The organism is Bacillus kexueae (assembly GCF_022809095.1).
Taxonomy (GTDB): Bacteria; Bacillota; Bacilli; order Bacillales; family Aeribacillaceae; genus Bacillus_BZ; species Bacillus_BZ kexueae.
This window is the reverse complement of sequence record NZ_JALAZE010000001.1, coordinates 505,617-528,462: the sequence shown is the minus strand read 5'-3', so window position 1 is coordinate 528,462 and position 22,846 is coordinate 505,617. Positions and strand designations below refer to the sequence as shown.

The 22,846-nt window shown below is 40.5% G+C and carries 19 protein-coding genes; 17 read left to right on the top strand and 2 right to left on the bottom strand.

What is annotated here, in order from left to right:
- Positions 1-7 precede the first annotated feature (7 nt).
- From ML543_RS02755 to ML543_RS02720, 8 genes are all read left to right on the top strand, one after another.
- A complete protein-coding gene (locus ML543_RS02755) occupies positions 8-1,792 on the top strand; it encodes an IucA/IucC family protein (RefSeq protein WP_243385607.1) in 1,785 nt (594 codons plus the stop codon).
- Positions 1,793-3,031: an MFS transporter gene (locus ML543_RS02750; protein WP_243385606.1), complete on the top strand. Its 1,239-nt coding sequence runs from the start codon at positions 1,793-1,795 to the stop codon at positions 3,029-3,031.
- Complete coding sequence (locus tag ML543_RS02745) at positions 3,028-4,692, top strand: IucA/IucC family protein (protein ID WP_243385605.1); 1,665 nt, start codon at positions 3,028-3,030, stop codon at positions 4,690-4,692. The genes ML543_RS02750 and ML543_RS02745 overlap by 4 nt, the downstream gene beginning before the upstream one ends.
- A 3-nt stretch (positions 4,693-4,695) precedes the next feature.
- Positions 4,696-6,507: an IucA/IucC family protein gene (locus tag ML543_RS02740; RefSeq protein WP_243385604.1), complete on the top strand. Its 1,812-nt coding sequence runs from the start codon at positions 4,696-4,698 to the stop codon at positions 6,505-6,507.
- Positions 6,501-7,268, top strand: coding sequence for an HpcH/HpaI aldolase family protein (locus ML543_RS02735; RefSeq protein ID WP_243385603.1), 768 nt, complete (start codon positions 6,501-6,503; stop codon positions 7,266-7,268). The genes ML543_RS02740 and ML543_RS02735 overlap by 7 nt, the downstream gene beginning before the upstream one ends.
- A complete protein-coding gene (locus ML543_RS02730) occupies positions 7,265-8,473 on the top strand; it encodes a type III PLP-dependent enzyme (protein WP_243385602.1) in 1,209 nt (402 codons plus the stop codon). Before ML543_RS02735 ends, ML543_RS02730 begins: the two co-directional genes overlap by 4 nt.
- 24 nt (positions 8,474-8,497) lie before the next feature.
- Positions 8,498-9,256: a ParB N-terminal domain-containing protein gene (locus tag ML543_RS02725; protein ID WP_243385601.1), complete on the top strand. Its 759-nt coding sequence runs from the start codon at positions 8,498-8,500 to the stop codon at positions 9,254-9,256.
- A 673-nt stretch (positions 9,257-9,929) separates the two neighbouring features.
- Entirely contained in the window at positions 9,930-11,384 is a 1,455-nt protein-coding gene (locus ML543_RS02720; protein ID WP_419095337.1) for a flavin monoamine oxidase family protein, read from the top strand.
- 210 nt (positions 11,385-11,594) lie between these two features.
- Here ML543_RS02720 and ML543_RS16885 read toward each other — a convergent pair whose 3' ends face one another.
- The gene (locus ML543_RS16885; protein ID WP_279326523.1) at positions 11,595-11,726 is read right to left on the bottom strand and encodes a hypothetical protein; all 132 of its coding nucleotides are present in this window, start codon (positions 11,724-11,726) and stop codon (positions 11,595-11,597) included.
- Between the two features lie 22 nt (positions 11,727-11,748).
- Entirely contained in the window at positions 11,749-12,555 is an 807-nt protein-coding gene (locus ML543_RS02715) for a hypothetical protein (protein ID WP_243385599.1), read from the bottom strand.
- A gap of 378 nt (positions 12,556-12,933) precedes the next feature.
- Between ML543_RS02715 and ML543_RS02710 the strand changes: the two genes are divergently transcribed.
- From ML543_RS02710 to cntE, 9 genes are all read left to right on the top strand, one after another.
- Positions 12,934-13,773 (top strand): histidine racemase CntK family protein, encoded by an 840-nt coding sequence (locus tag ML543_RS02710; RefSeq protein WP_243385598.1) that lies wholly within the window; start codon positions 12,934-12,936, stop codon positions 13,771-13,773.
- Positions 13,774-13,799: 26 nt separating this feature from the next.
- Positions 13,800-14,597: a methyltransferase domain-containing protein gene (locus ML543_RS02705; RefSeq protein WP_243385597.1), complete on the top strand. Its 798-nt coding sequence runs from the start codon at positions 13,800-13,802 to the stop codon at positions 14,595-14,597.
- Positions 14,598-14,614: 17 nt separating this feature from the next.
- Positions 14,615-15,931 (top strand): opine metallophore biosynthesis dehydrogenase, encoded by a 1,317-nt coding sequence (locus ML543_RS02700; RefSeq protein ID WP_243385596.1) that lies wholly within the window; start codon positions 14,615-14,617, stop codon positions 15,929-15,931.
- Between the two features lie 92 nt (positions 15,932-16,023).
- Positions 16,024-17,643, top strand: coding sequence for a staphylopine-dependent metal ABC transporter substrate-binding lipoprotein (gene cntA / locus ML543_RS02695; protein ID WP_243385595.1), 1,620 nt, complete (start codon positions 16,024-16,026; stop codon positions 17,641-17,643).
- A gap of 224 nt (positions 17,644-17,867) precedes the next feature.
- Positions 17,868-18,800 carry a nickel/cobalt ABC transporter permease gene (gene opp1B / locus ML543_RS02690; protein ID WP_243385594.1) on the top strand — a complete coding sequence of 311 codons (933 nt, stop codon included), beginning with the start codon at positions 17,868-17,870 and terminating at the stop codon, positions 18,798-18,800.
- Positions 18,801-19,703: a staphylopine uptake ABC transporter permease subunit CntC gene (gene cntC / locus ML543_RS02685; protein WP_243385593.1), complete on the top strand. Its 903-nt coding sequence runs from the start codon at positions 18,801-18,803 to the stop codon at positions 19,701-19,703. It abuts the gene before it with no gap.
- Positions 19,684-20,490 (top strand): staphylopine uptake ABC transporter ATP-binding protein CntD, encoded by an 807-nt coding sequence (gene cntD / locus ML543_RS02680; protein ID WP_243385592.1) that lies wholly within the window; start codon positions 19,684-19,686, stop codon positions 20,488-20,490. Before cntC ends, cntD begins: the two co-directional genes overlap by 20 nt.
- Positions 20,491-20,492: 2 nt before the next feature.
- Complete coding sequence (locus tag ML543_RS02675; RefSeq protein WP_243385591.1) at positions 20,493-21,239, top strand: ABC transporter ATP-binding protein; 747 nt, start codon at positions 20,493-20,495, stop codon at positions 21,237-21,239.
- Between the two features lie 136 nt (positions 21,240-21,375).
- On the top strand, positions 21,376-22,590 hold the full coding sequence (gene cntE, locus ML543_RS02670) for a staphylopine family metallophore export MFS transporter CntE (RefSeq protein WP_243385590.1): 1,215 nt from the start codon (positions 21,376-21,378) through the stop codon (positions 22,588-22,590).
- The last annotated feature ends 256 nt before the right edge of the window (positions 22,591-22,846 follow it).

The window sequence follows — 22,846 nt, the reverse complement described above, 5'->3', positions numbered from 1 at the left end:
ACGGTCCTTGCTCAGCGCTGAAGAACATCTTTTAAAGGAATTAATCGACGCGGTGTTGTTAGAAAATCTTTTTTCCATTCAGCAAAAGGGAAAGGTGTCATATGAGAATGTCCTTTCTGTAAATGAAGGAGAGGTGTTGTTTGAAGTACCGCTTCTAAAAGGGAAAGCACTCGTAATTCCAGTACGATTATCCGCGCTTCAAACGTATCGATTAAGCCGAAATGTTGTCTATGTACGGTCGGACGAAGGGTTACAAGAAATCGGGTTTTTGGAAACAGCTATGCGGTTGCTTGAGACGTATGGAATGGAAAGTGGTTATACAGAAGAAAGTGTAAATCAGTGGATGGAGGAAATGAAACTTGCCCTTGACCAAACTGCTTTATCCTTTGAAAGAGATGAATGGAGTCTAAATCATCAAACGTTATCCTTTTTGGAAACAGAGCGGTTAGCTGCTTTTCGCGATCGTCCGTTTCATCCAACTGCGAAGGCGAAGGTAGGCTGGAATAAGGAAGCGTATCAGTTGTATAGTCCTGAATTTCAACAAGAGGTAAAGCTAAGTTGGGTCGCTGTGCGGCGCGATTACGTGCAGGCGGGAGAACAGGCAAAGGAAGACATCCTTTATCGTTTATTAACGGATGAAGAAAAAGTTCGTTTACGTGAGGCCTTTCAAGAAAAGGGAATTACTGAAGAAAACTATTTGGCTCTTCCTGTTCACCCGTGGCAAGGAGCGAATGTGATTCCGACGCTTTATCAAAAAGAGATAGCAAAAAGCATTTGCATTCCGCTCGATTTAGAGTTAGGGGCGTTTACCCCCACTTCATCGCTTCGGTCGTTAGCCCCTGTTTCGGGTGGTGCTTATCACGTAAAGCTTCCGATTGGCATCTTCTCATTAGGTGCATTAAGGCTCATGCCGATACGGTATTTACGAAATGGTGAAAAAGGCCAAATGCTTTTAGAACAATTGAAAGAACGAGATTCGTATTTAACGAAGCATCTCTACATATGTGATGAGCGAAACTGGTGGGGTTTTCGCGACCCCGATTTATTTGCGGATAAGCCGGGTCATTTAACGTGTCAAGTTCGCTCATATCCGAATGAGCTGATGGATGAATCACAATTTACACTCGTCTCAATGGCTGCACTAGCCGCTGGAGGGGGAGATCACCTCTTTTCAAGCTGGCTAACGATGCGTCAAGAAGAAAGAAACGAGGAAAATGTAATATCCTTATTTGCTCAGTTAAGCAAAGCGTTTGTTCGACTCGCTTTCCGCTTTTTGTTCGCTGGCATCTTGCCAGAGCTACACGGTCAAAACGTCGTCCTTGTCATCAAGGCGGGGGAGTTGGACGGATTTTTATTACGAGATCACGATACGGTAAGGATTTACCCGAAGTGGATGGAAAAAGCAGGACTTCACGACCCGCATTACATCATACGAACGGATACGCCGAATACGTTAATTCTTCAACATCTACATGAATTTATCGCTTATTTCCAAACGCTTGCTTTAGAAGTAAACGTGTATGCGATTATCGATCGTTTATCTGCCGTTTATGAAGTGGAAGAAGCTGTTCTTTGGGAGCTCGTCCAAAGGAGTGTGCGTGAAGCGCTTGAAGAAATGAAAGTAGATTCCAATCAGCGAGAAGAGATAACGAAGCTCCTCTTTGCTCATGAAACGTGGCCGGTTAAACGTCTCCTTGACCCATTATTGCGACGTAAAGGGTCAGGAGGAGGAAGCATGCCTTCAAGTTTAGGGGAGATCAAAAATCCGTTTCAAAATTGGAGCCAAGGATAAATGGCGTGGAAACGAAACTTTTATATTCTTTGGAGTGGGCAATACCTTGCCATTACCGGTCTTACGGTACTTGTCCCTTTTTTACCCTTTTACATGCAAGAGCTTGGGGCGAGTTCATTGCAGTCAAGTCAATTATGGAGCGGGTTGGCCCTTGCTGCACCGGCCATTTCTTCTTGCATAACCTCTCCGCTATGGGGAAAGATTGGCGATCGGTTTGGTCGAAAATTAATGGTCGTTCGTGCACTTGTCGGTCTAAGTGCTTGTCTTTTATTGATGGCATTTGTGACAACACCGATACAGTTTTTGCTCGTTCGCTTGTTTCAAGGGGCGTTTGGGGGAGTCGTGGATGCTTCTAGTGCCTTTGCGGGGTCAGAAGCACCCGAGGATGAAAGAGGAAAAGCACTCGGAAGTTTACAAAGTGCTGTGGCAGCCGGTTCGCTCTCCGGTCCGCTATTGGGCGGTATATTTATCGACCTCATCGGATTTCGTGCCCTTTTCATGATTATTGGTGTTTTAACAGGTGTGGGAGCAATGGTTGCGTTCGTTTTATTAACCGAGCGAAATCGGATGAAGTCAGATGATGAAAAGGCAATAGGCGATCGGGTTTTGCCTACGTTTATCTCCATGCTGTCGCATTCCCGAACGAGAGGATTTTTAATAGCTGGTTTTGTGGCCAATGTTGCTGTGTATGGACTTGTCACACCTCTTGCTCCTTTCGTAGAACAAATGACTTCTTCATCGAGTATAGCTGTCAAATGGATCGGCTTATTACAAGTGGCGTTATGGACAGCGACGCTTTTGAGCGCCCCGTGGTGGGGAAAACAAAATGACCGGTTTAAAGTGGAACGGAATTATATGATTGCTGCGGTCGTTTGTGGACTGAGTGTCCTATTGCAAGGAATGGCCACCAATATGCCCCTCTTGCTAACCTTTCGCATTTTACAAGGGTTAACGGTGAGCGCCCTCATTCAGTCGGTCATGTATGTCATCGTGCAATCATCGGATGATTTTAATCGAGGCGTTCGCGTCGGGGCTTGTAATAGTGTACTCGTCTCTGGACAAGTTGTTGGTTCGATCTTTGGTGCGTGGATGACCGGTTTCTTTCACCCACACATCACGTTTCTCGTCATGGGTTTTCTGTTGATTGGGAGTGTATGCTCCTTCATAAAAGAATGGACGTTTTCACACATTCGCACATACCGAGTGAATAAACGGAAGAAAGGATGGGATGGCTTTTGAAAAACATCGTTTTACCGAAACGAACAAAAAGCGAGACGCTTGCGGAACACGCAGCGATCGAGCGGTTGTTAAATGCTTATTTACGAGAAAACAACATCATCGACCCACGAACGTTGGATCATCATTTTGAAGTGAATTTGCCCAAAAGCAAAAAGAAGATTTCAGGAAGTTTAATTTATTGGTCAGCGATTGGTCACCATTCCTATGGCGAAACATTTTATCAATCGAACAATGAAGAAATCACACCGACTAACGTGATGGATCTTTTAATTAACGAAATCTCGTATTTGGAACAAGATGAAAAGAAACGGGTTGAGAGAAAAAAGTGGTTAAAGGACCTGATTACAAATAGCATGTCGAAAACAACGAGTTATATAGCGCATGCGAAAAACCATTTGAAGCAATGGACCTATATCGATTCCGAACAATCGTTACGGTTAGGACATCCCTTTCATCCAACGCCAAAAAGCTCCGAAGGATTTTCAGAACATGACTTATCTTTATACAGTCCTGAGCTTGGGGCATCGTTTCCGCTTCATTATTTTGCAGTTGAAAAAAGCTGTTTAAAGGAAGAGTGGGTGAGTCATGAGTGTTTGGATGAAGAGACTTATGAGAACACAGATTATGAATTGCTTCCACTTCATCCGTGGCAAGCAAACTATTTGCTCGGGTTTGAAGAAGTGAAAGAAGCGATTCAACAAGGTCGAATCATCGATATGGGAAGGGGGGCGCAACCGGTTTATCCGACGTCCTCCGTTCGAACGGTTTGGGACCCAGTGAAAAAAATCTTTTATAAATTGCCCTTACATATTCGGATTACAAACTTTATTCGGACCAATTCCGTTGAACAAGTGAAGAGAACGATGGATGCAGCCAAGGTGCTTGTAACCATTCGAGACCGATACGAAACCGATCAATTTCGGTTTCTCATCGAAAAAGGATATCGGGCTTTATCCATTCCGGAACTAAGTAAGGAAAGAAAGGAAGCCTTCATTCAAAACACAGCGGTCCTCTTTCGCGAGGGAGTAGATTGGCATGAGGAAGAAGGGCTCTATGTTACAGCCTCGCTTCTGGAAGAACATCCGATGTGGAAAGAGAGTGAGCTTGCGAAATTAATCAAAACGAATGAAATCGACGAGGAAAAATGGCTGAGTCAATACGTAGCGGTTACCTTCATTCCGCTGCTAACGCTGTTGGCTGAAACGGGTGTAAGTGTGGAAGCGCATGTTCAAAACTCGTTAATCCAATTGGAGAACGGTTGGCCTAAGAAGTGCTTCGTTCGAGATTTAGAAGGGGTGAGCATTGCCCGAAACAAAGCGAAGGAATTTGGTTGGACAAATCAGTTAATTAAAGAAGATAGTCCGGTTTTATACCGTGAAGAAGAAGCATGGTTTCGATTTACGTATTATGTCGTTGTTAATCACCTCGGTCACTTGATTTCGAGTTTAGGGAAGGTTCGGCAACTGGATGAAAGAAGGTTATGGAAGGTCGTCCGTACCGTTTTACAAGAAGTCGACGAACCGATTGTGAAGCCGTATGTCCATAAACTGTTACATAGCGAGACATTTCCAGCAAAAGCGAATTTGATCAGTCGATTCCAAGAGTGTAGTGAAACACCATTATATGTAGAAATCCCAAATCCAATGTACGAGGGAGTGTAAGTGATGAAAATGGTCGAAAACATCGTTCATTCAACTGAATACGTCCAAGTGAGAAGACGAATTTTCCGTCAGTTGGTGGAATCATTCTTATTTGAAAACATTGTTGAACCGACAAGGATTCCGCTTGAAAACGGAATGGAGCAATTTTTAATTCATGGGGAGGACCGATTTGGAAATCCGGTCATGTACCAATGTAAAGGAAAACAATCGTTTAGTTTTCAGCGTATTCGTTTAACACCGGAACCTGTTATCCGACGTGACGGAGAAACGGAGCGGGAGGCTGATTCATTTTCGCTCTTTATAGAAGAAGTGACGCGCAACCTCGATGCTGATTGGAATCGATTGTCCATGTTTCAAAATGAATTAAAGGAGACCCATCTAAAGGATGCGCTCGCACAGTATCACTGGCAGCAAAGAGAAGGGCGGAACGTCCAAACGTACGATGAGATCGAAAGTGAAGCGATGGAAGGACATCCATATCATCCGTCCTATAAGTCTCGCATCGGTTTTACCATGACGGATCATGTGAACTTCGGACCAGACTTTAAGCCGACAATTGGACTGATTTGGCTCGCCGTTTCAAAAAACATTGCCAATCTATCCATCTCGCAATCCATTCACTATGAGGAATGGGTGAAGCGAGAACTTGGAGAGAAGGACGTTGAGCGATTTAGACATAAGCTACATGAAAAAAATCTTCAAGCGTCCGATTATCTCTTTCTTCCCGTTCATCCGTGGCAGTGGGAACATGTCATTATCCCGTCCTTCCTTCACCAATTGAATAATGGGGCAATTGTGTTACTAGGGGAGGGCACAGATCGATACGTTCCCCAACAATCCATTCGCACCTTAGCAAATCAAACGGACAAAACAAAATGCTATGTGAAGCTTCCGTTGAGCATTACAAACACATCGACGAATCGCATTTTAGCTCCGCACACGGTTGAGAATGCGGCGAAAATTTCCGATTGGCTTCGCGCCATTCTTCATCGCGATTCCTATTTAAAGAAAGAGTTAGGGCTTGTGCTTCTATTTGAGGTGGTGGGGATTTCCGTTCAATCGAGCCAACAGTCGACATTAGAAAATGAATCGACCTACGGCGTTTTAAGCGGCATCTGGCGTGAAAGCATTCACTCGTATTTAAAAGACGGGGAGGATGCTGTTCCGTACAATGCGATCTACCACCGGAAAAAGAATGGAACGCCACTTATTCAAGGGTGGATTGAACAGTACGGAGTAGAGTCGTGGGTGAAACAGCTTCTTCACGTTTCTATTACGCCACTCATTCATCTTTTATATGCACACGGAATTGCCATGGAGTCACATGCGCAAAACATGGTACTCATTCATCGAAACGGTTGGCCAGTCCGCCTTGCTTTAAAAGATTTTCATGACGGCATTCGTTTTCAGAAGGAAACACTTACTCATCCAGAGCTGCTTCCAGACTTAGCACCAACGCCGGATGCACATAAAAAAGTAAACCGCAATTCCTTTATCGAAACAGATGACGTGGAGCTTGTTCGTGATTTTGTCCATGATGCGTTTTTCTTTATTAATCTGTCGGAGCTTGCGTACTTCTTTGATGAACACTACGGTCTAGATGAAAACGTGTTTTGGATGTATGCAAAAGAAGTGATTGAAGCCTATCATTCTCGCTTTTCTCATTTACAAGAACGATTTCGTTTATTTGACTTGTTCGCTGAAACGATTCAAGTGGAACAGCTGACAAAGCGGAGAATGTATCCGGAAACAGAATTAAGAATTCAGCGGGTGAAAAATCCACTATTTGCCGTTAAGGGGGCGACGACATGCTGAAAAATCACGTGAAAGCGAAGATTCAAAAAGGGGAGACGGTTCACGGCATCTTCTGTTCCATCCCACATCCACTCGTTGTGGAAATGATTGGACATGCGGGCTATGATTTTATCATCATCGATACGGAGCATGCTTCCATCAATCCCGAAACAGTCGAGAATATGATTCGAGCAGCGGAAGTAGTTGGGCTGACTCCTTTTGTTCGAGTGAGTGAAAATCATGAAGGGCCGATCCTTCGTGCTCTTGATGCAGGGGCGAAAGGGGTTGTCGTTCCTCACATTCGCTCAAAAGAAGATGCACAAAAAGCTGTTTTCAGCAGTCGTTATTATCCCCATGGAAATCGGAGCTTAAACGGTGGTCGACCTGCTCGATTTGGAAAAGGCGATTTAACGACATATATCGAGGAAGCCAATGAAGAAATCATGGTCATACTCATGATTGAGGATGTAGAGGGAATCGAGTGTTTAGAGGACATTTTGTCTGTCAAAGGAGTTGATATGATCCTCGAAGGGGCGGCAGATTTATCTCAATCCTACGGAATTCCGTGGCAAACCCAATCGGAACAAGTGAAAAAAGGCATTCAAACCATCTATGAAAAAACCGTTCAATACGATGTTCCGTTTTGTGCCATTCCGAGAAGTGCAGATGATGAAACAGCTTGGAGAGAAAAGGGTGTGGCGGCTCTTATTATGGGAGATGACCGCGGTCTCTTCTTCCGGACGATGCGAGATCGACTAGCCCAAAAGGAGGTACTAAGTTGAGAAAGGTAATCGAAAAAATCGAGCAATTAAAACGGGAAACGAATGAACCCATCTGTAGTTACCTATATGACATCGATCATTTATGTCAGCATGTAAAATGGGTTACTTCACAACTGCCTGAAAATTGCCATATGTTTTATGCGATGAAAGCAAACGCCAATGAACGAATATTAAAGGCCGTTTATCCGTATGTTCAAGGCTACGAAGTGGCTTCCATCGGAGAAGTGAAAAAAGCACGTGCCATTCATGCTGAAGTCCCAGTCATTTTCGGTGGACCGGGAAAAACGGATGAAGAATTAGAAAATGCGATCAGCGAAAACGTCCAGCTTCTTCACGTGGAGAGTCTCCATGAATTAAAGCGTTTGTCCTTCATTGCGAACAAATGGAAACGAAACGTTTCGATTTTACTTCGTGTCAATTTACGTGGACCTTTTCCATCGGCAACGCTTTATATGGCTGGAAAACCGACGCAATTTGGAATCGATGAAACGAACATTGATGAAGCAATCGAGTACGCATTGACTCATCCAAACATTCAATTAGAAGGCTTCCATTTTCACTCCATCTCGAACAATTTGGACGACGGGCGGCATCTGGAATTGATGAAAATTTATTTTCAAAAGGCTAAAGAATGGGCAGGTCGCCATCAGTTTCCGCTCACGACTCTGAATGTCGGTGGGGGAATTGGTGTGAACTATCATGATTTAGAACAGCCCTTTAACTGGGAACGTTTCACAACGAATCTGCATGAGTTGGTGAGACAGGAAGAAATGCAGCAAGTCCAAATTCTTTTTGAATGCGGACGTTTTTTAACAGCCTCGTGCGGCTACTACGCGGTTGAAGTGATAGATATTAAAGAAAATCACGGGAAAACATTTGTGATCGTCCGCGGTGGCACACAACATTTTCGCTTGCCGGTTTCATGGCAGCACAATCACCCATTTCGCGTCGTTTCTGTTGAGGAGTGGTCGTATCCGTTTGAACGAACAGCAGTCATAAAACAGGAAGTGACGATCGTTGGACAGCTTTGTACACCGAAAGACGTATTTGCTAAAGATGTTCACGTACATGAACTTCGAATGGGAGATGTCATTCTGTTTTTCTATACGGGTGCATACGGTTGGTCGATCTCTCATCATGATTTCTTAAGCCATCCGCATCCGAAGCATCTGTTTTTAGAGCGAGAGCGAGTCACAATGGAATAAGGAAAAACAAAGGGGGACATTTTGATGAGAAGCATTGTATCTTCATTAAAGCTCGTACCAATTGATCAAATGGATCTTCACGAAGATTTTGAACCATCACGGCTTGAAAAAACGGTGGAAGCCATTAAAAGGGATGATTGCATTCGACATCCGATTTTAGTTACGAAGCTTGCCAATGGCCGCTATTTCGTATTGGATGGTGTCCATCGCTTCATGAGCTTAAAGAAGTTACAGCTTGAAACAGCACCTGTTCAAGAAGTATCCATGGAAGATTTTACGATGACGACTTGGGCTCATCTCGTAAAAAAAGGGGAATGGTTCGAAGAGATGATTCAGCACGACAACCTTCCGTGGAAAGAAGCGAAAAAGGAAGGAACACCTTTTATTGAAGTCGTCGCAAATGATAAAGAACGCTACTATTTATATGAAGAAGATATTGCCCCTTATGTATTGGAAAGCTGGCATAAAATCGTTACTCGCTATAGCGAAAATCAAGAGGTAACGAGAGTACCGTCTGACATAGAGACGCTTTTAAAGAACGACGAAGTGCTCATTAAATACAGTCGATTACGATATGAAGCAGTTGAACAAATCGTCATGGAAGGGAAAAAGCTCCCCGCTGGTGTCACGCGCTTTCAAGTAAGCGGACGAATCTTAAACTTATGCGTACCGCTTGCGTTATTACAAAAGCCTCACCGAGTAAGTGAAAAATGGCTGGAGCTTCTTCATCAATCGGAAAAGTCGTTACGGTGTTACGAGGAAAAAGTGTATGTTTTTGAGTAATGTATTCATATAATTCAGCAAATGAAAACACCGTAGGATGCTGTAAAATCACATTCTACGGTGTTTGTTTTTATGGTTACAGAAAGTGTAAGTTCAATAAAGTGTTAAAGTATTCTCTTAACAGTTTTTTTGGCTCCAAGCGCCATCAGCTCGGGTCGCTTCGGCCCTGCTGTGGCGACGGAAGCCTCCTCGCAGGTCCTCCGGCGCCCTTCACCTAAGGACTTGCGCTTTGTGCTTTTCTTAGTTGGACTGTTCCTTTACACTTTTTTAGGTAAACATAGATGTTCTGTGCCAACGTACTAATCCAAAGGAAGGCTGACGCAAAAACGACAGCGTACATCGTGTCCAAAAGGCGCCCCCAATTCTCTTGCATCACGACTTGATGCATTTCGATCAATTGAAAGCATAAGGAAAGGCCGCAAGCACTGAAGCTGATTAGGAAAACAAGTGAAGCACGCTTCCTTTCTTGTTTTTGACCGGAACTATCCACGCAGTCAGCCCAAGGACGAAGCTAGCAAAATTTAATATTCTGACCTCTTTCTAAATATCAATCTAGAATTAGAGCATATGTTGGAAAAACATTGTTATAAATATCAAGCAACTCAATATATTCATAGTAGCTTCAAAAGAGGGGGAATGTGAGTTGCTTGATTACGTATTTCCTAAAATCCCGATGAATCAAATGGTCTCTCTAATTCAACGAGGGTTACCAAAAACGAATGCACCGAAAAAAGTTGTAGTTATCGGGGCAGGGATGGCCGGGCTTGTGGCGGCATCATTGCTGAAAGAAGCAGGTCATAATGTGACGGTGTTGGAATCGTCGGAGCGGGTGGGAGGGCGAATTTACACGTTGCGCGCCAATTTCCGGGATGAGCAATATTTAGAAGCTGGTGCGATGCGGATTCCGCATACACATGAATTAACGTGGGCGTATATTCGTAAATTCAACTTGCCGGTGAATGAATTTTTTAACAGTACTCCAAACGACCTTTTGTATGTCCGAGAAGTTCGAGCACGGTTAAAAGAGTATGAAGCTAATCCAGATTTATTCGGTTTTCCTGTCGAACCGCATGAACGCGGCAAGACAGCAACAGAGCTTTTGCAAATGGCGATTCAACCCGTTTTAGACTTTATTAACGAAAACCCGCGAAAGCATTGGCCGATTGTCATTCGCGACCTTGATAAGTATTCAATGGACAGCTACTTGCGATACAATCCGTTCGGCTACCGACTTTCAGGCGGTGCAGTCGATAAGATTAAAGTTATTTTATCGCTTGGTGGACTCATCGAACATTCATTTTTAGAGCTCCTTAGAGAATTAATGATTCTTTTTACCCCGAATATTAAATTTTACGAAATCACAGGAGGAAATGACCAGCTTCCGAAAGCATTCCTTCCGAAATTAAAAGATAACGTGATGTTTAGTCAAAAGGTGCGAAAAATCGTGCAAGAGGATGATCAAGTGAGGATTCATTCTCTTCATACGAAAATTTTAGAGCCATATGAAGTAACTGCTGATTTCGCTGTAATTGCGATTCCATTTTCCGTGCTCCAATTCGTTGAAATTGAGCCGCACAACACATTTTCCTACAACAAATGGAAGGCCATTCGTGAATTGCATTACGTCGGTTCGACGAAAACGGGCATTCAATTTAAAAATCGCTTTTGGGAAAAAGAGGGGATGTACGGTGGCAAAACCGTTACGGACTTGCCAATTACGTATGCGCAATACCCGAGTCACAACTTAGGAATCACCGGATCTGGCGTCATTTTGGCGAGTTACACGTGGGAAGATGATGCAATTCCGTGGGATAGTTTAGATGATGAATTCCGGCTCGAATACGCACTGAAAAATTTAGAAACGATTCACGGGAGAAAGGTCGTCCGAGAATTTGAAACGGGGATGAGCTTTAGCTGGGTTCGAAACCCTCATTCAGCCGGCGCCTTCACGATGTTTAAAGCGGGGCAAGTGACCGAACTTTCTCCCTATATTTCAACACCTGAAGGAAGAATTCACTTTGCTGGCGAGCATGCTTCGACCCAACACGGATGGATTCAAGGTGCCATTGAATCAGGGATTCGGGCAGCTCATGAAATTCACTATCGGCCAAACGAAGGGAGTAAATAAAGAAGGGGAGGTTGAGTCAATAAAGTCATGAAAAAATGACTTTTTGAGGCTCCTGCCTCTTTTTTGGTTTTTGGATTTAACATTTTAGCCAGTGTGCCCAATGCAGAAGCAAACACGTCCCGTGTAAGTACGGAAAGCATCCGCCAAAAAAACTACCTTTTAAATTGAACAAGAATGGGTGTCCCAGCTACTTTTCGGACACCCACGCTTTTATTGATGCATAAAATAGTAGTTTAACCCGATAAATAGTAGAATAATCGTGACAACGACGATTGCTTCTTTTTGAAATTTTCTCCTTTCATTTTTCACATGCAGTTCCATTTCTTTGACGTCTTTTTCCATTAAAAATAGTCTCCATTAAAATTTATTCGTTACGTGCTAAAAAGATAAAACTAATCATCGCAAGGAGTAACCTTTTATTTTGTGGAGAAAGCCCATCACTTATTTCGATTAAGTCATTATGAACATCTCGAAACGTTTTTGTCGCTTCAAAAGGAAAATAGCCGTTCAAGAAATGTGCCCATATGTTGCCTTCCCTGTCTTTTAACGTAAAATCGCCTGTAAAACTATTTACTTCAACCGGAAGGAGGCGTTCCCCGTGACCATCCAGAAGTTCCCCTTTTATATTTACAAAGCTTTTGAAGTCTTTTTGTATGTATGTTCCGATTTCATATCCTTCCTGATCCATTACGGTGAGAACGGTCTCTTTCCATCCTTTTCGTTTATAGGTAGCCATCAATGACCCATCATGGGAGAAGATTCCGTATGTTATCGGAATATAATAGGAAATATCTTTTGAGAAGATAAAGAATGGATACAAGTATATCGGTATGTGAACCGGCTTCGCCAATCCGAGAAATCGTCCATCTTTTTGGAAGATTAATAGGCGAGGTACAGAACCGACATCCTTCTTCACGACAAAGTGATCGGAATCGATAATCGGAATTTCCGCATCTTCAATGTTTAAATCTTTCACTCTCGCATAATGACGTTTGTTAACCATTCCCGTGATGAATAACATGAGCCCCATGATGCCAATGGACACGAGGGTTAGCCAATCTTCCCCGTCATTTGGTCTATCGATGAAAAAGACGACAATTCCTAATAAAAACACGATCCCTGAAAAAGAAAGAGAAGTTTTCACTCGTTTTTTATACATTTCTGTAACCATTAGTTCAAAAACTCCCTAATAAGAAAAATGTTAACATTGGTAATTATATACTATTTTTTATAAATCTAGTAAATATTTTCGTTTTCTTTATGGTTCTGATTCTTCCGATGCAAAAAGACATATCGGCTATTCTACAAAACTTTCTTCAGAAAATGAAATGCACCTCACGTTATTTCTTAATTTCTGTACGTAAACCTATAAGAATGACGAATGAAACGAAAGAAACAACGCAGGGTTAGGGTCTGTACTCTGATAAATAAAAAATATACCATTGTTGACAATACATAGATGGTATGGTAAGTTTTTCTATAACGTGAAAATCGTAATCATTACGATTTAATACATTTCAAGAAAATCATCGTGTAAAGGAAAGAGGCCATGAAGCAGGAAGTTGATTTTATTAAATTTAGTCCAACGCAAAATATGACCATTCTCGTAAAAATGAATTCTCAAACAGTAGAGTATGAACGCATCGCATCACAAATGATGTCATATGACCATGTATATGCTGAGCAAGTTGGTTTCATCGAAAAGGCGAAGAATCATGAAGCTGCTGCTCATTTACAAATGGCTGGGGGCGAGTTTTGTGGAAATGCTTGTATGGCCTTGGCCGTTTATCTTGCATCTGAGCAAGGATTAGAACAAGGTGTTTGGAAAGAAATTCTGTTAGAGTCATCAGGCACTGATAGATTAATAAGATGTCAGGTGAGAAGAAAAGCAGATGAATTTTACTGCCAAGTTATGATGCCGATTCCCGAACGTATTGAACAAAAAACAATCAAGTATGATGGAGACGAATTGGATATTGGGATCATTAGATATCAGGATTTCATCCATATTGTGATAGAAGTAGAGGAGTTTAGCCAAAAAGTAAAGGAGAAAGCACAATCATTAGCCGAACTGCTAGGAGTGACTGTAGGATCCAAATTAATTGGCATATTGCTATATAAGTCGAAATCAGGTGAAATGGCCCCGCTTATTTACGTTCCCCTTGTTGACAGCATAGTTTGGGAAAGAGGGTGCGGCTCAGGCACGGCATCTTTAGGAGCATATTTGGCATGGAAAAATGAACATAAAAGAAATCTTTCCGCAACGATTTGCCAGCCAGGTGGTGAAATGAAAGTAGTGGCTACTTGCCAAGAAGGGAATTTAACTAGCATTTCGATTGAAGGAGGTGTTGGAATCGTCGCACAGGGGAAGGCGTTTATACAAATTTAATACCCAAATGATAAGGAGGAAAACGATTGGTTGTATTACAAACGTTTCAAGAAACGTTAGATTCGTTTTTAGCAAAGTTTAACGAACTAGTGGGAAAGCATGATTATACGACAAGTCATTATTCTCAATTGGAGCATTTAATTAACGAATACGCTCATTTTATAACGAATGAAAAAAATCAAAAGGTTTGGGAGCAATTAGAACTTCAAAAAATGAGCGAATGGAATCAGCTTCTGGCGGATTTAAGAAAACAATCAGCACGAGCTGTTGCGATGATGGAAAAATATCGTGCTTTAAAGTTACGAGATGAAAAAGTAGAAATCACCGATTATTTTCAAAATATCGAATCATGCATAGAAGAAGAGTTCGGTAGTTTTCGAATTTCCTTTGATTCAAAAGTATTATTAGTAGGATCGGGTGCATTTCCAATGACTCCCTTATTAATCGCCAAACGCACCGGAGCGGAAGTAGTTGGCATCGATATTGATGAAGAGGCTATTAATCTTGGCCGAGATGTCGTGGAAAGATTGGGGAGAGGACTGAACATAAAGTTAGAAAAATCATCGGTGGAAGATCTTGAACTTTGTCGAGATCTCACCCATGTAATTTTTAGTTCAACGGTTGAAAGCAAATACGACATATTAGACCAATTATATGAGTCGACTGATGAACAAGTTGTAGTCGCGATGAGATATGGGGATCAGTTAAAATCTTTGTTTAATTATCCAATGAGAGAAGTGGATGAAAATAAGTGGCGGTTAGTTGAGAATGTAATACGCCCAAATCAAATCTTTGATATAGCTCTTTACAAAAAAATATTTTAATAGAAAGGGAGGTTTTTATGAGTGGATTTCAACGAGTACTACTATTAGGAACTGGGCCTACATCTATTCAATTGGCGGTCACGTTAAAAAAACAGTTGAATTGCGATGTAGGGATCTCTGGTAGGGAATCTGTTCGTTCAGAAAAAGTCTTTAAAGCTCTTGAGTCAAGTAATCACCTCATTCAAGCGAGTGTTCAAAACGAACAGCATCAAGCTATGGCAGGGCAGTGCTACGTAGACAAAGTATTTAAAGGATATGAAACGATTCAAGGTGATTGGGATACGCTTATCTTTTCGGTAACAACCGATGCTTACATGGATGTATTGAAGCAAATAAGTGACGATCTTTTAAAACAAGTTAAATGCGTTGTTTTAGTTTCGCCCACTTTCGGTTCAAATCGTTTAGTGAAAAACTATATGAGACGTATGAATCCAAATGTAGAAATAATAAGTTTCTCCACCTACTTTGGTGATACGCGTTGGATAGAGAATCAACCACGTAATCATGTGTTAACAACTGGTGTGAAGAAAAAAATTTACCTCGGATCAACGCATTATTCATCTGAGAATGTCGATCAATTGCGCCAGCTATATGAAAGATTAGGAATAGCTTTGGAAATAATGAAGTATCCGATTGAGGCAGAAACAAGAAACATCTCTTTATATGTACACCCGCCGTTATTTATGAACGATTTCTCATTACGTGTGATATTTGGGGAGCTCGAGACGAAAAAATATGTCTACAAAATTTATCCAGAAGGGCCGATTACACAAAATTTAATTGAAGAGATGCTAGCCCATTGGAAAGAAATTATAACGATAATCGAAAAAATGAATATACAAAGCATCAATTTGCTTAAATTCATGATTGATGATAATTATCCGGTAAGACAGGAAAATTTATCTCGAAAGGATATTGAAAGTTTCAATCATTTGCCGTCTATTCATCAACAATATTTATTGTACATACGTTACACCTCTCTGTTGATTGATCCATTTTCCGAACCGGATGAACAAGGGAAATATTTTGATTTCTCTGCGGTTCCATTTAGAAAAGTATTTGTTAACAAGGAAGGATATTGGGATATACCGAGAATGCCTAAGGAAGACTATTATCGCGTCAAAATCATTCAAGGGATTGCCAACTATTTAAAGGTGGATTGCCCAACGATTGACCGCTTCATTGAAAGATATGAAAGAAAAATTGACCAATTCGCTAGATCTCATAGCGGTGAATTGCGATCTCATGCTTTTACTGCTCAAAATTTTGAAGAAGACTTGCAAATGATTTGCGATGAATTTGAAAAAGGTTATAAGGAAAAAAGTAAATCATAAAGTCGTTTACACTTTAAATAGGAATGATTTCGATTTAATTTGAGTACATTTAAAAATGTTGATTTATTGAATTGTAAAAAGGAGAGTCATACATGCTTGGGAAAAAAATGAAGATTGTGTCTTTAATATGTATCGTCTTATCAGTGTTAGTTGCTTGTTCTTCCAATTCGGCAACCACGGACAGTGAAAGCAGTAATAAGGATTCCAATCAAAACGAACTAGTTATTGCAACGACTAAAGACATTAATGATATGAACCCACATTTGTATGCAGGTTCAATGCCAGCACAAGGGATGGTCTTTGAATCGCTAGTTGAAAATACAGAAGATGGAATTAAACCGCTGCTTGCAGAATCATGGGACGTTTCGAACGATGGAAAAGTTTACACGTTTCATTTGAGGAAAGACGTAAAATTCCACGATGGGGAGCCGTTTAACGCGGAGGCCGTGAAGAAAAATATTGAAGCGGTACAAAAAAATGCAGAAAAGCATTCTTGGATTAAATTATCGTCTAAGTTAGTTAGTTGTAATGTAATCGATGAGTATACAGTTGAGTTAGTATTATCAGAGCCTTATTATCCAACGTTGCAAGAATTATCTCTGACAAGACCTTATGTTTTTATATCGCCGAATGATTTTGTTGATGAGGGAACAAAAGATGGAGTGCAGGGCTATCATGGTACAGGTCCATATGTATTAAAAGATCATCAAGTGGATGAGTATGCTACGTTTGAAGCGAATGAAAGCTACTGGGGCGGAGTACCTTCAATTCAAAACATTACGTTTAAAGTACTTCCATCAGGAGAAACAACCTTTTTAGCATTGCAAAAAGGAGAAGTCAATTTTGTATTTACAGATGATCGAGGTGTCGACAGCATCGATGTGGAAGCTATGAAACTACTGGAGGACTCCGGAAAATATCAAATTGTTAAAAGCGAAGCGATGAATACGAAAATGATTGTAGCTAATAGCATTAAACTTGATAGTCCGATTCATGAAACGGCTGTCCGTGAAGCGATTTGGTATGCAATCGATCGAAAAACCATTAGTGAAGATATTTTAAATGGAACGGAAACCGTAGCCCATACATTATTCTCACAGAACATTCCGTATGCGGATGTTGAGTTGAAACAAAGAGGATTCCAGTTAGACAAGGCAAAAGAAATTTTAGACAAAGCTGGCTGGACTATCGAGACGGGGGCTGAAGTTCGAACAAAAGAGGGAAAAAAACTAGCAATGAAATTATATTTTGATAGTAACTCTCCTTCTCAAAAGGCGGAGGCAGAATTGATTCAAAGCTATTTGAAGGAGATTGGTATTGAACTGGAAATTCTTGGAGAAGAATCTACTTCGATTGCCAACCGAAGATCAACAGGTGATTATGAATTATTATTCAATCAAACATGGGGATTAGCTTACGACCCACAAAGTACAATTGCTGCGTTTACTTCGGAGTCCTCTTACTTGCACAGCACAAGCGGCATTGATGAAGCAGAGGAACTCTATGAAAATATCGAAAACGTAATGATTTCAACTGACGAGGAAGAAAGAAAATCATTATATGAAAATATTTTGACCATTGTTCATGATGAAGCAGTCTTTATTCCAATTACGAATGGACAAATGACGATCATTGCACCTAAAAACTTAAATGGTATTTCCTTCAAGCAAACACAATACGAGCTACCATTTGAGCAAATGTATTTTGAATAAGATTGTTGATTCTTAATCGTTTCGAGATATAAATCGCTGTTTCAAAAAGGGGTTGCCCATGCCATCAAGGTTACGGAAACTAATCCGTCCCTACTAGTAGACACGTCTTGGGCACTCCTTATTTATTCGTCTATTTTCGAAAGGAGCGTTGAGTAGGGAAGTGATAGCTCATCAAACCTTACGAATATTACTATATCGAAATGGTTTTCACTTAGGAGGTTTCTATGGGAATTTACATATTGAAAAGGATATTGGTGTCAATTCCTTTGCTTTTAGTCATATCGTTTTTAACGTTTGTCTTAATTAACCTTTCCCCTCTAGACCCAGCTGAAGTGGTACTGCATGCGCAAGGTGTTCCGAAAATAACCGAAGAATTAATGGCTCAAACGAAAGCTGAGCTCGGGTTAGATCAACCATTCATCATTAGGTATTGGGATTGGCTCATAGCTTGTCTACAGTTGGATTTCGGTCATTCATATGTGACTGGAGAGCCGGTTTGGTCCTTAATAGCTCCTGCTTTTTTAAATACAGCAAAACTAACGATCGTTTCATCCTTTTTCATTATTTTGTTATCCATTTTTTTAGGTGTAGTTTGTGCATTACGAGAAGGAACGATTGTTGATCAATCGATTAGAAGTGTTTTATTTTTCTTAGCTACCATGCCGTCGTATTGGCTTGCGTCCCTCATGATTTGGTACTTTTCTGTTCGATTGGACTTGTTTCCAACCAATGGGATGGATTCCTTTAGAAGTTATATTCTCCCTGTTGCTGTGATTACCGTCAGTTATGTGGGCATTTATTTCAGGGTGGTAAGGAGTTCCATGTTAACGCAATTAAATGAAGATTATGTACTTTATGCTAAGGCATGTGGTGTCCCTAATCGGAAGATCACCCTACATATGCTGAGAAATGCTTTACAAGTTGCGATTTCGGTTTTTTGTATGGCAATCCCTATTATATTGGGAAGCACAGTCGTAATCGAGAATGTTTTTGCATGGCCTGGGTTAGGAAGTTTAAGCGTAAGGTCCATTCTAAGTAGAGATTTCCCCATTATTCAAGCTTACGTTTTGATATTAGCTGTCTCATTCGTGTTATTTAACACTTTGTCCGATATTATAAATGCGGCGATGAACCCGAAATTAAGGAAGGGATTGTAAATGAACTTATTGAGGAATTTAAGCAAAGATCGATTGGCCACCGCTTGTTTTATCGTCATCGTTCTTACAATAATTGTTGGACTTTTCGCTCCTTATCTCGCACCACATGACCCTTATGAAGTAAATATGAAGCTAAAATATGCTCCCCCTTCTTGGGAGTATTTATTAGGTAACGATCATTTAGGAAGATGCATTTTATCTAGATTAATGTATGGTATTCGTCCAAGTGTTTTATGGGTTCTCGCATCATTATTCCTGTCTGTATTGATTGGGGCAATTGTCGGGTTTATTGCGGGGTACTTTCGAGGAAAAGTGGATTTTCTTATCATGAGAATTTGCGATATTATGCTTTCCTTCCCTGGGTATGTGATGACATTGGCGATTGTTGGGATTTTAGGAGTCGGGTTAAAGAACATATTAATAGCGTTTATATTGATGAAATGGGCCTGGTTTGCTCGTGTAATCAGAACGTCAGTCATGCAGTATGCGGACTTGGATTTTGTTAAATTTTCTAAAGTTGCTGGAGTAAGTAATGTGAAGATCTTATGGCGGCATATTGTTCCAGTTACCCTTTCTGATATTGCCGTCATTGCAAGTGGATCAATGGGTTCTATGATTTTGCAAATTTCAGGATTTTCATTTTTAGGTCTTGGTATTCAAGCGCCACATGCTGAATGGGGGATGATGCTCAATGAGGCAAGACAAGTAATGTTCTCAAGACCTGAGCTAATGTTAGCACCAGGACTAGCCATTATTATTGTCGTATCTTCCTTTAACTTCTTATCGGATGCTTTACAAGTGGCGTTAGATCCTAAGTTATTAAATTCTAGAAATAGGTACGAAAGAAAAAAGGTGTTATCAAGGGAAAGAAGTGATAAGGCTTATGAATATTCTAGAAGTTGAAAATTTGCAAGTAATGGATAAAAACACGGGGAAAATCATTATCCATAACAGTTCATTTCATCTTAAGAAAGGTGCTTGCCTTGCCATTGTAGGGGAAAGTGGAAGTGGTAAATCTGTCACTTGTCGGTCCATTATGAGACTACATAAACCTTGGATTCAACAGTCAGGGAACATCTATTTTAAGGGAGAAAATTTAAATCAACTATCTGAAAAAGAAATGAGAAAAAAAAGAGGAAAAAACCTTTGTATGATTATGCAAAATGGCATGAGCGCTTTCGATCCATCTTGCGTGATTGGGGTTCAATTAAACGAAATCCTCGTTGAGCACTTCCGGTGGAGTAAATATGAAATAGAGGAAAGAATCAAAAAGGCCCTGGAGAGTGTTATGTTAAAGAATCCCTTAGAAGTTATGAATAAGTTCCCACACCAATTATCAGGTGGAATGCTTCAGCGAATCATGATTGCTTTAGCACTCTTGTTAGAGCCAGACGTTATGATTGCTGATGAACCGACAACGGCACTGGATACAGTCTCACAATATGAAGTTGTCGAACAGCTTATTCATATACGTGAACGAATGGAATGTTCAATGATTTTTGTCTCCCACGATTTAGGCGTAGTTAAAAAAATAGCAGATGATGTTTTGGTTATGAAGGACGGGAGGATTGTTGAAAGAGGAGATATCCAACGTGTTTTTTCAGAAGTGACTCATGAATATACTCGATATTTAGTTTCTACAAGGCATGCCGTAAGTAGTCATTTTAAGAAAATAATGGGGAGAGTTTGAAAATGCTGAAAGTTGACCGAGTGGAAAAAAGCTATCAAAAAGGTGGATTATTTTCAAGGGAAAAGCAGATCGTCTTAAAAAATATTCGTTTTGAATGTAATAGCGGCGAATGTCTCGGCATCATTGGAGAAAGTGGAAGTGGAAAATCAACGTTAGGCCGACTAATCGTTGGAATTGAAAAGCCAGATCGCGGGTCCGTTTTATTTGAAGGGAAAAATATTCGAGATCGAAACGTACGATCAGGAAATATAAGTGCTGTATTTCAAGACTATACCTCTTCAATCAATCCATTTTTTACGGTGGAAGAAGCCATTAGGGAACCGTTGAAAGAACAGAAAAAAGGACAAAAAGAAATCGAATACAAAATCGACCATCTATTAGAACAGGTTGGATTAAACGCTTCTTATCGAAAGAAATATCCCCATGAACTTTCAGGAGGAGAAGCGCAAAGGGTGTGTATAGCACGAGCGATTTCAACTGAACCGAAATGCATTTTGTTAGATGAAGCGATTAGCTCTTTAGATGTATCGGTTCAGATTCAAGTACTAGATTTATTTAAAATGCTAAAAAAAACCTACAATATGAGCTATATTTTCATCACCCATGATATACAAGCTGCCGCTTATATTTGCGACAGAGTTCTTTTTTTAAAAAATGGACAAATCGTAGAAATGGTTCAAATTGAACATTTGCGAGATGTACAGTCTGATTATGCTAGAAACTTATTACAAAAGATTATCACGTTTTAATCGATTCGCGTGTGAAATGGTGACGGCAAACTAAAGGGTAGATTTTTCAATATTCGAGTTTGGCACTATTTAAAAAAATGCCGGGAGCTTCAAAACGATAGAAAATGTCATGTTTTTGTGTAGGAGGAGAAGAAGTTTGAACGGAGCAATGTCTTGGCCTTTTTTACGTCTATATTTGTTGGTCTTTCTTTACTTTAGTGCCAATGCTATTCTCAATGTAATCATTCCTTTACAGGGGGAGGCATTAGGAGCAAGTAATACGACCATTGGATTAATTATGGGAGCCTATTTGTTTACGACCATGTTTTTGCGTCCTTGGGCTGGGTATATGATTCAAAAATATGGACCGATAAAAGTATTACGCACGATTCTTATAATTAATGGGTTCGCCTTAATCTTATATACATTTACTGAGTTAGGCGGCTATTTAATTGCCCGTATGTTACAAGGGGTGTCGACCGCCTTTTTCTCTATGGCGTTACAGATTGGAATTATTGATGCGCTTCCAGAAAAGGATCGCTCACAAGGAATATCGTTATATTCATTATTTTCCTATATACCGGGTATTATCGGTCCTTTAATAGCGTTAGGAATTTGGCAAGAAGGGATGGACTCCTTCACTTTGGTGATGGTGGTCATTGCCATCTTAACAGGTCTGTTTGGCTATAGTGCGAAGATGGACAAGAAGGAGACCTCGTCTACTACTGAACACGCTGAACCAAGCGGAAGAATGATGAAATCGTTCAGTCAGCTGTTCAAAAATCCTTTCTTATTTAAAAGTAGTGTATTGATGCTAGTAGGATCCATAGTATTCGGTGCGATTACAACTTTCATCCCTCTGTATGCAACCCAATTAAAAAATGGGAATGCGGGGATTTATCTCATGCTACAAGCTGGAACCGTTGTGGTGGCACGCTTTACTTTACGAAAGAAGATTCCTTCAGATGGTAAATGGCATTCTGCTTTTATGATGTCGACGATTTTAATGCTTTCAGTAGCCGCTTATTTTGTCAGCTTTTCGATTATAGGCGGAGTTGTCTTTTTCTATGTTGGAGCCATTTTAATGGGAATTGCTCAAGCACTCCTTTATCCAACGTTAACAACTTATTTGACGTTTGTATTGCCAAAAACGAATCGCAACGTATTATTGGGATTATTTATTGCTATGGCCGATTTAGGAGTATCTTTAGGTAGTGTGATGATGGGACCGTTAGCTGATTTATCTTCTTACTCGTTTATGTATTTCGTTTGTGGATGCTTAAGTTTGCTCATGATATTTTTTGCGTATGATCGGAGGAAAGTGTTAGAGATAACGGATCAACGCTGCTTTTATAAGAAAGACGGCTATTGATGATAAGTGGCGAGATGGGAGCCAGGAATGTCAAAAATAAAAGATGATGATGTATTCTGAAAGTAATAGGTTTCGGGTGAACAAACACCCGATTCCTCTCTATTTCATGTTAAAGGCACGTAAACCCTTCTTTCTGGAATTAGTAGTATATAACCATTGGTTTTTGGTGGATTTAATGGTAAATAATACATGTAATATAAGTTTTCAACAATATTTTTCATAAAATAGACGGATAGTATGATAGAATGAAAGAAAA

Coding starts and splice junctions, on each gene's coding strand:
- opp1B (WP_243385594.1), top strand. CDS start 17,868: ATGGGAATTTACATATTGAAAAGGATATTGGTGTCAATTCCTTTGCTT.
- cntC (WP_243385593.1), top strand. CDS start 18,801: ATGAACTTATTGAGGAATTTAAGCAAAGATCGATTGGCCACCGCTTGT.
- cntA (WP_243385595.1), top strand. CDS start 16,024: ATGCTTGGGAAAAAAATGAAGATTGTGTCTTTAATATGTATCGTCTTA.
- ML543_RS02740 (WP_243385604.1), top strand. CDS start 4,696: ATGAAAATGGTCGAAAACATCGTTCATTCAACTGAATACGTCCAAGTG.
- cntD (WP_243385592.1), top strand. CDS start 19,684: ATGAATATTCTAGAAGTTGAAAATTTGCAAGTAATGGATAAAAACACG.
- ML543_RS02750 (WP_243385606.1), top strand. CDS start 1,793: ATGGCGTGGAAACGAAACTTTTATATTCTTTGGAGTGGGCAATACCTT.
- ML543_RS16885 (WP_279326523.1), bottom strand. CDS start 11,726: ATGGAAAAAGACGTCAAAGAAATGGAACTGCATGTGAAAAATGAAAGG.
- ML543_RS02715 (WP_243385599.1), bottom strand. CDS start 12,555: ATGGTTACAGAAATGTATAAAAAACGAGTGAAAACTTCTCTTTCTTTT.
- ML543_RS02675 (WP_243385591.1), top strand. CDS start 20,493: ATGCTGAAAGTTGACCGAGTGGAAAAAAGCTATCAAAAAGGTGGATTA.
- ML543_RS02710 (WP_243385598.1), top strand. CDS start 12,934: ATGAAGCAGGAAGTTGATTTTATTAAATTTAGTCCAACGCAAAATATG.
- ML543_RS02725 (WP_243385601.1), top strand. CDS start 8,498: ATGAGAAGCATTGTATCTTCATTAAAGCTCGTACCAATTGATCAAATG.
- ML543_RS02700 (WP_243385596.1), top strand. CDS start 14,615: ATGAGTGGATTTCAACGAGTACTACTATTAGGAACTGGGCCTACATCT.
- ML543_RS02735 (WP_243385603.1), top strand. CDS start 6,501: ATGCTGAAAAATCACGTGAAAGCGAAGATTCAAAAAGGGGAGACGGTT.
- ML543_RS02720 (WP_419095337.1), top strand. CDS start 9,930: ATGAATCAAATGGTCTCTCTAATTCAACGAGGGTTACCAAAAACGAAT.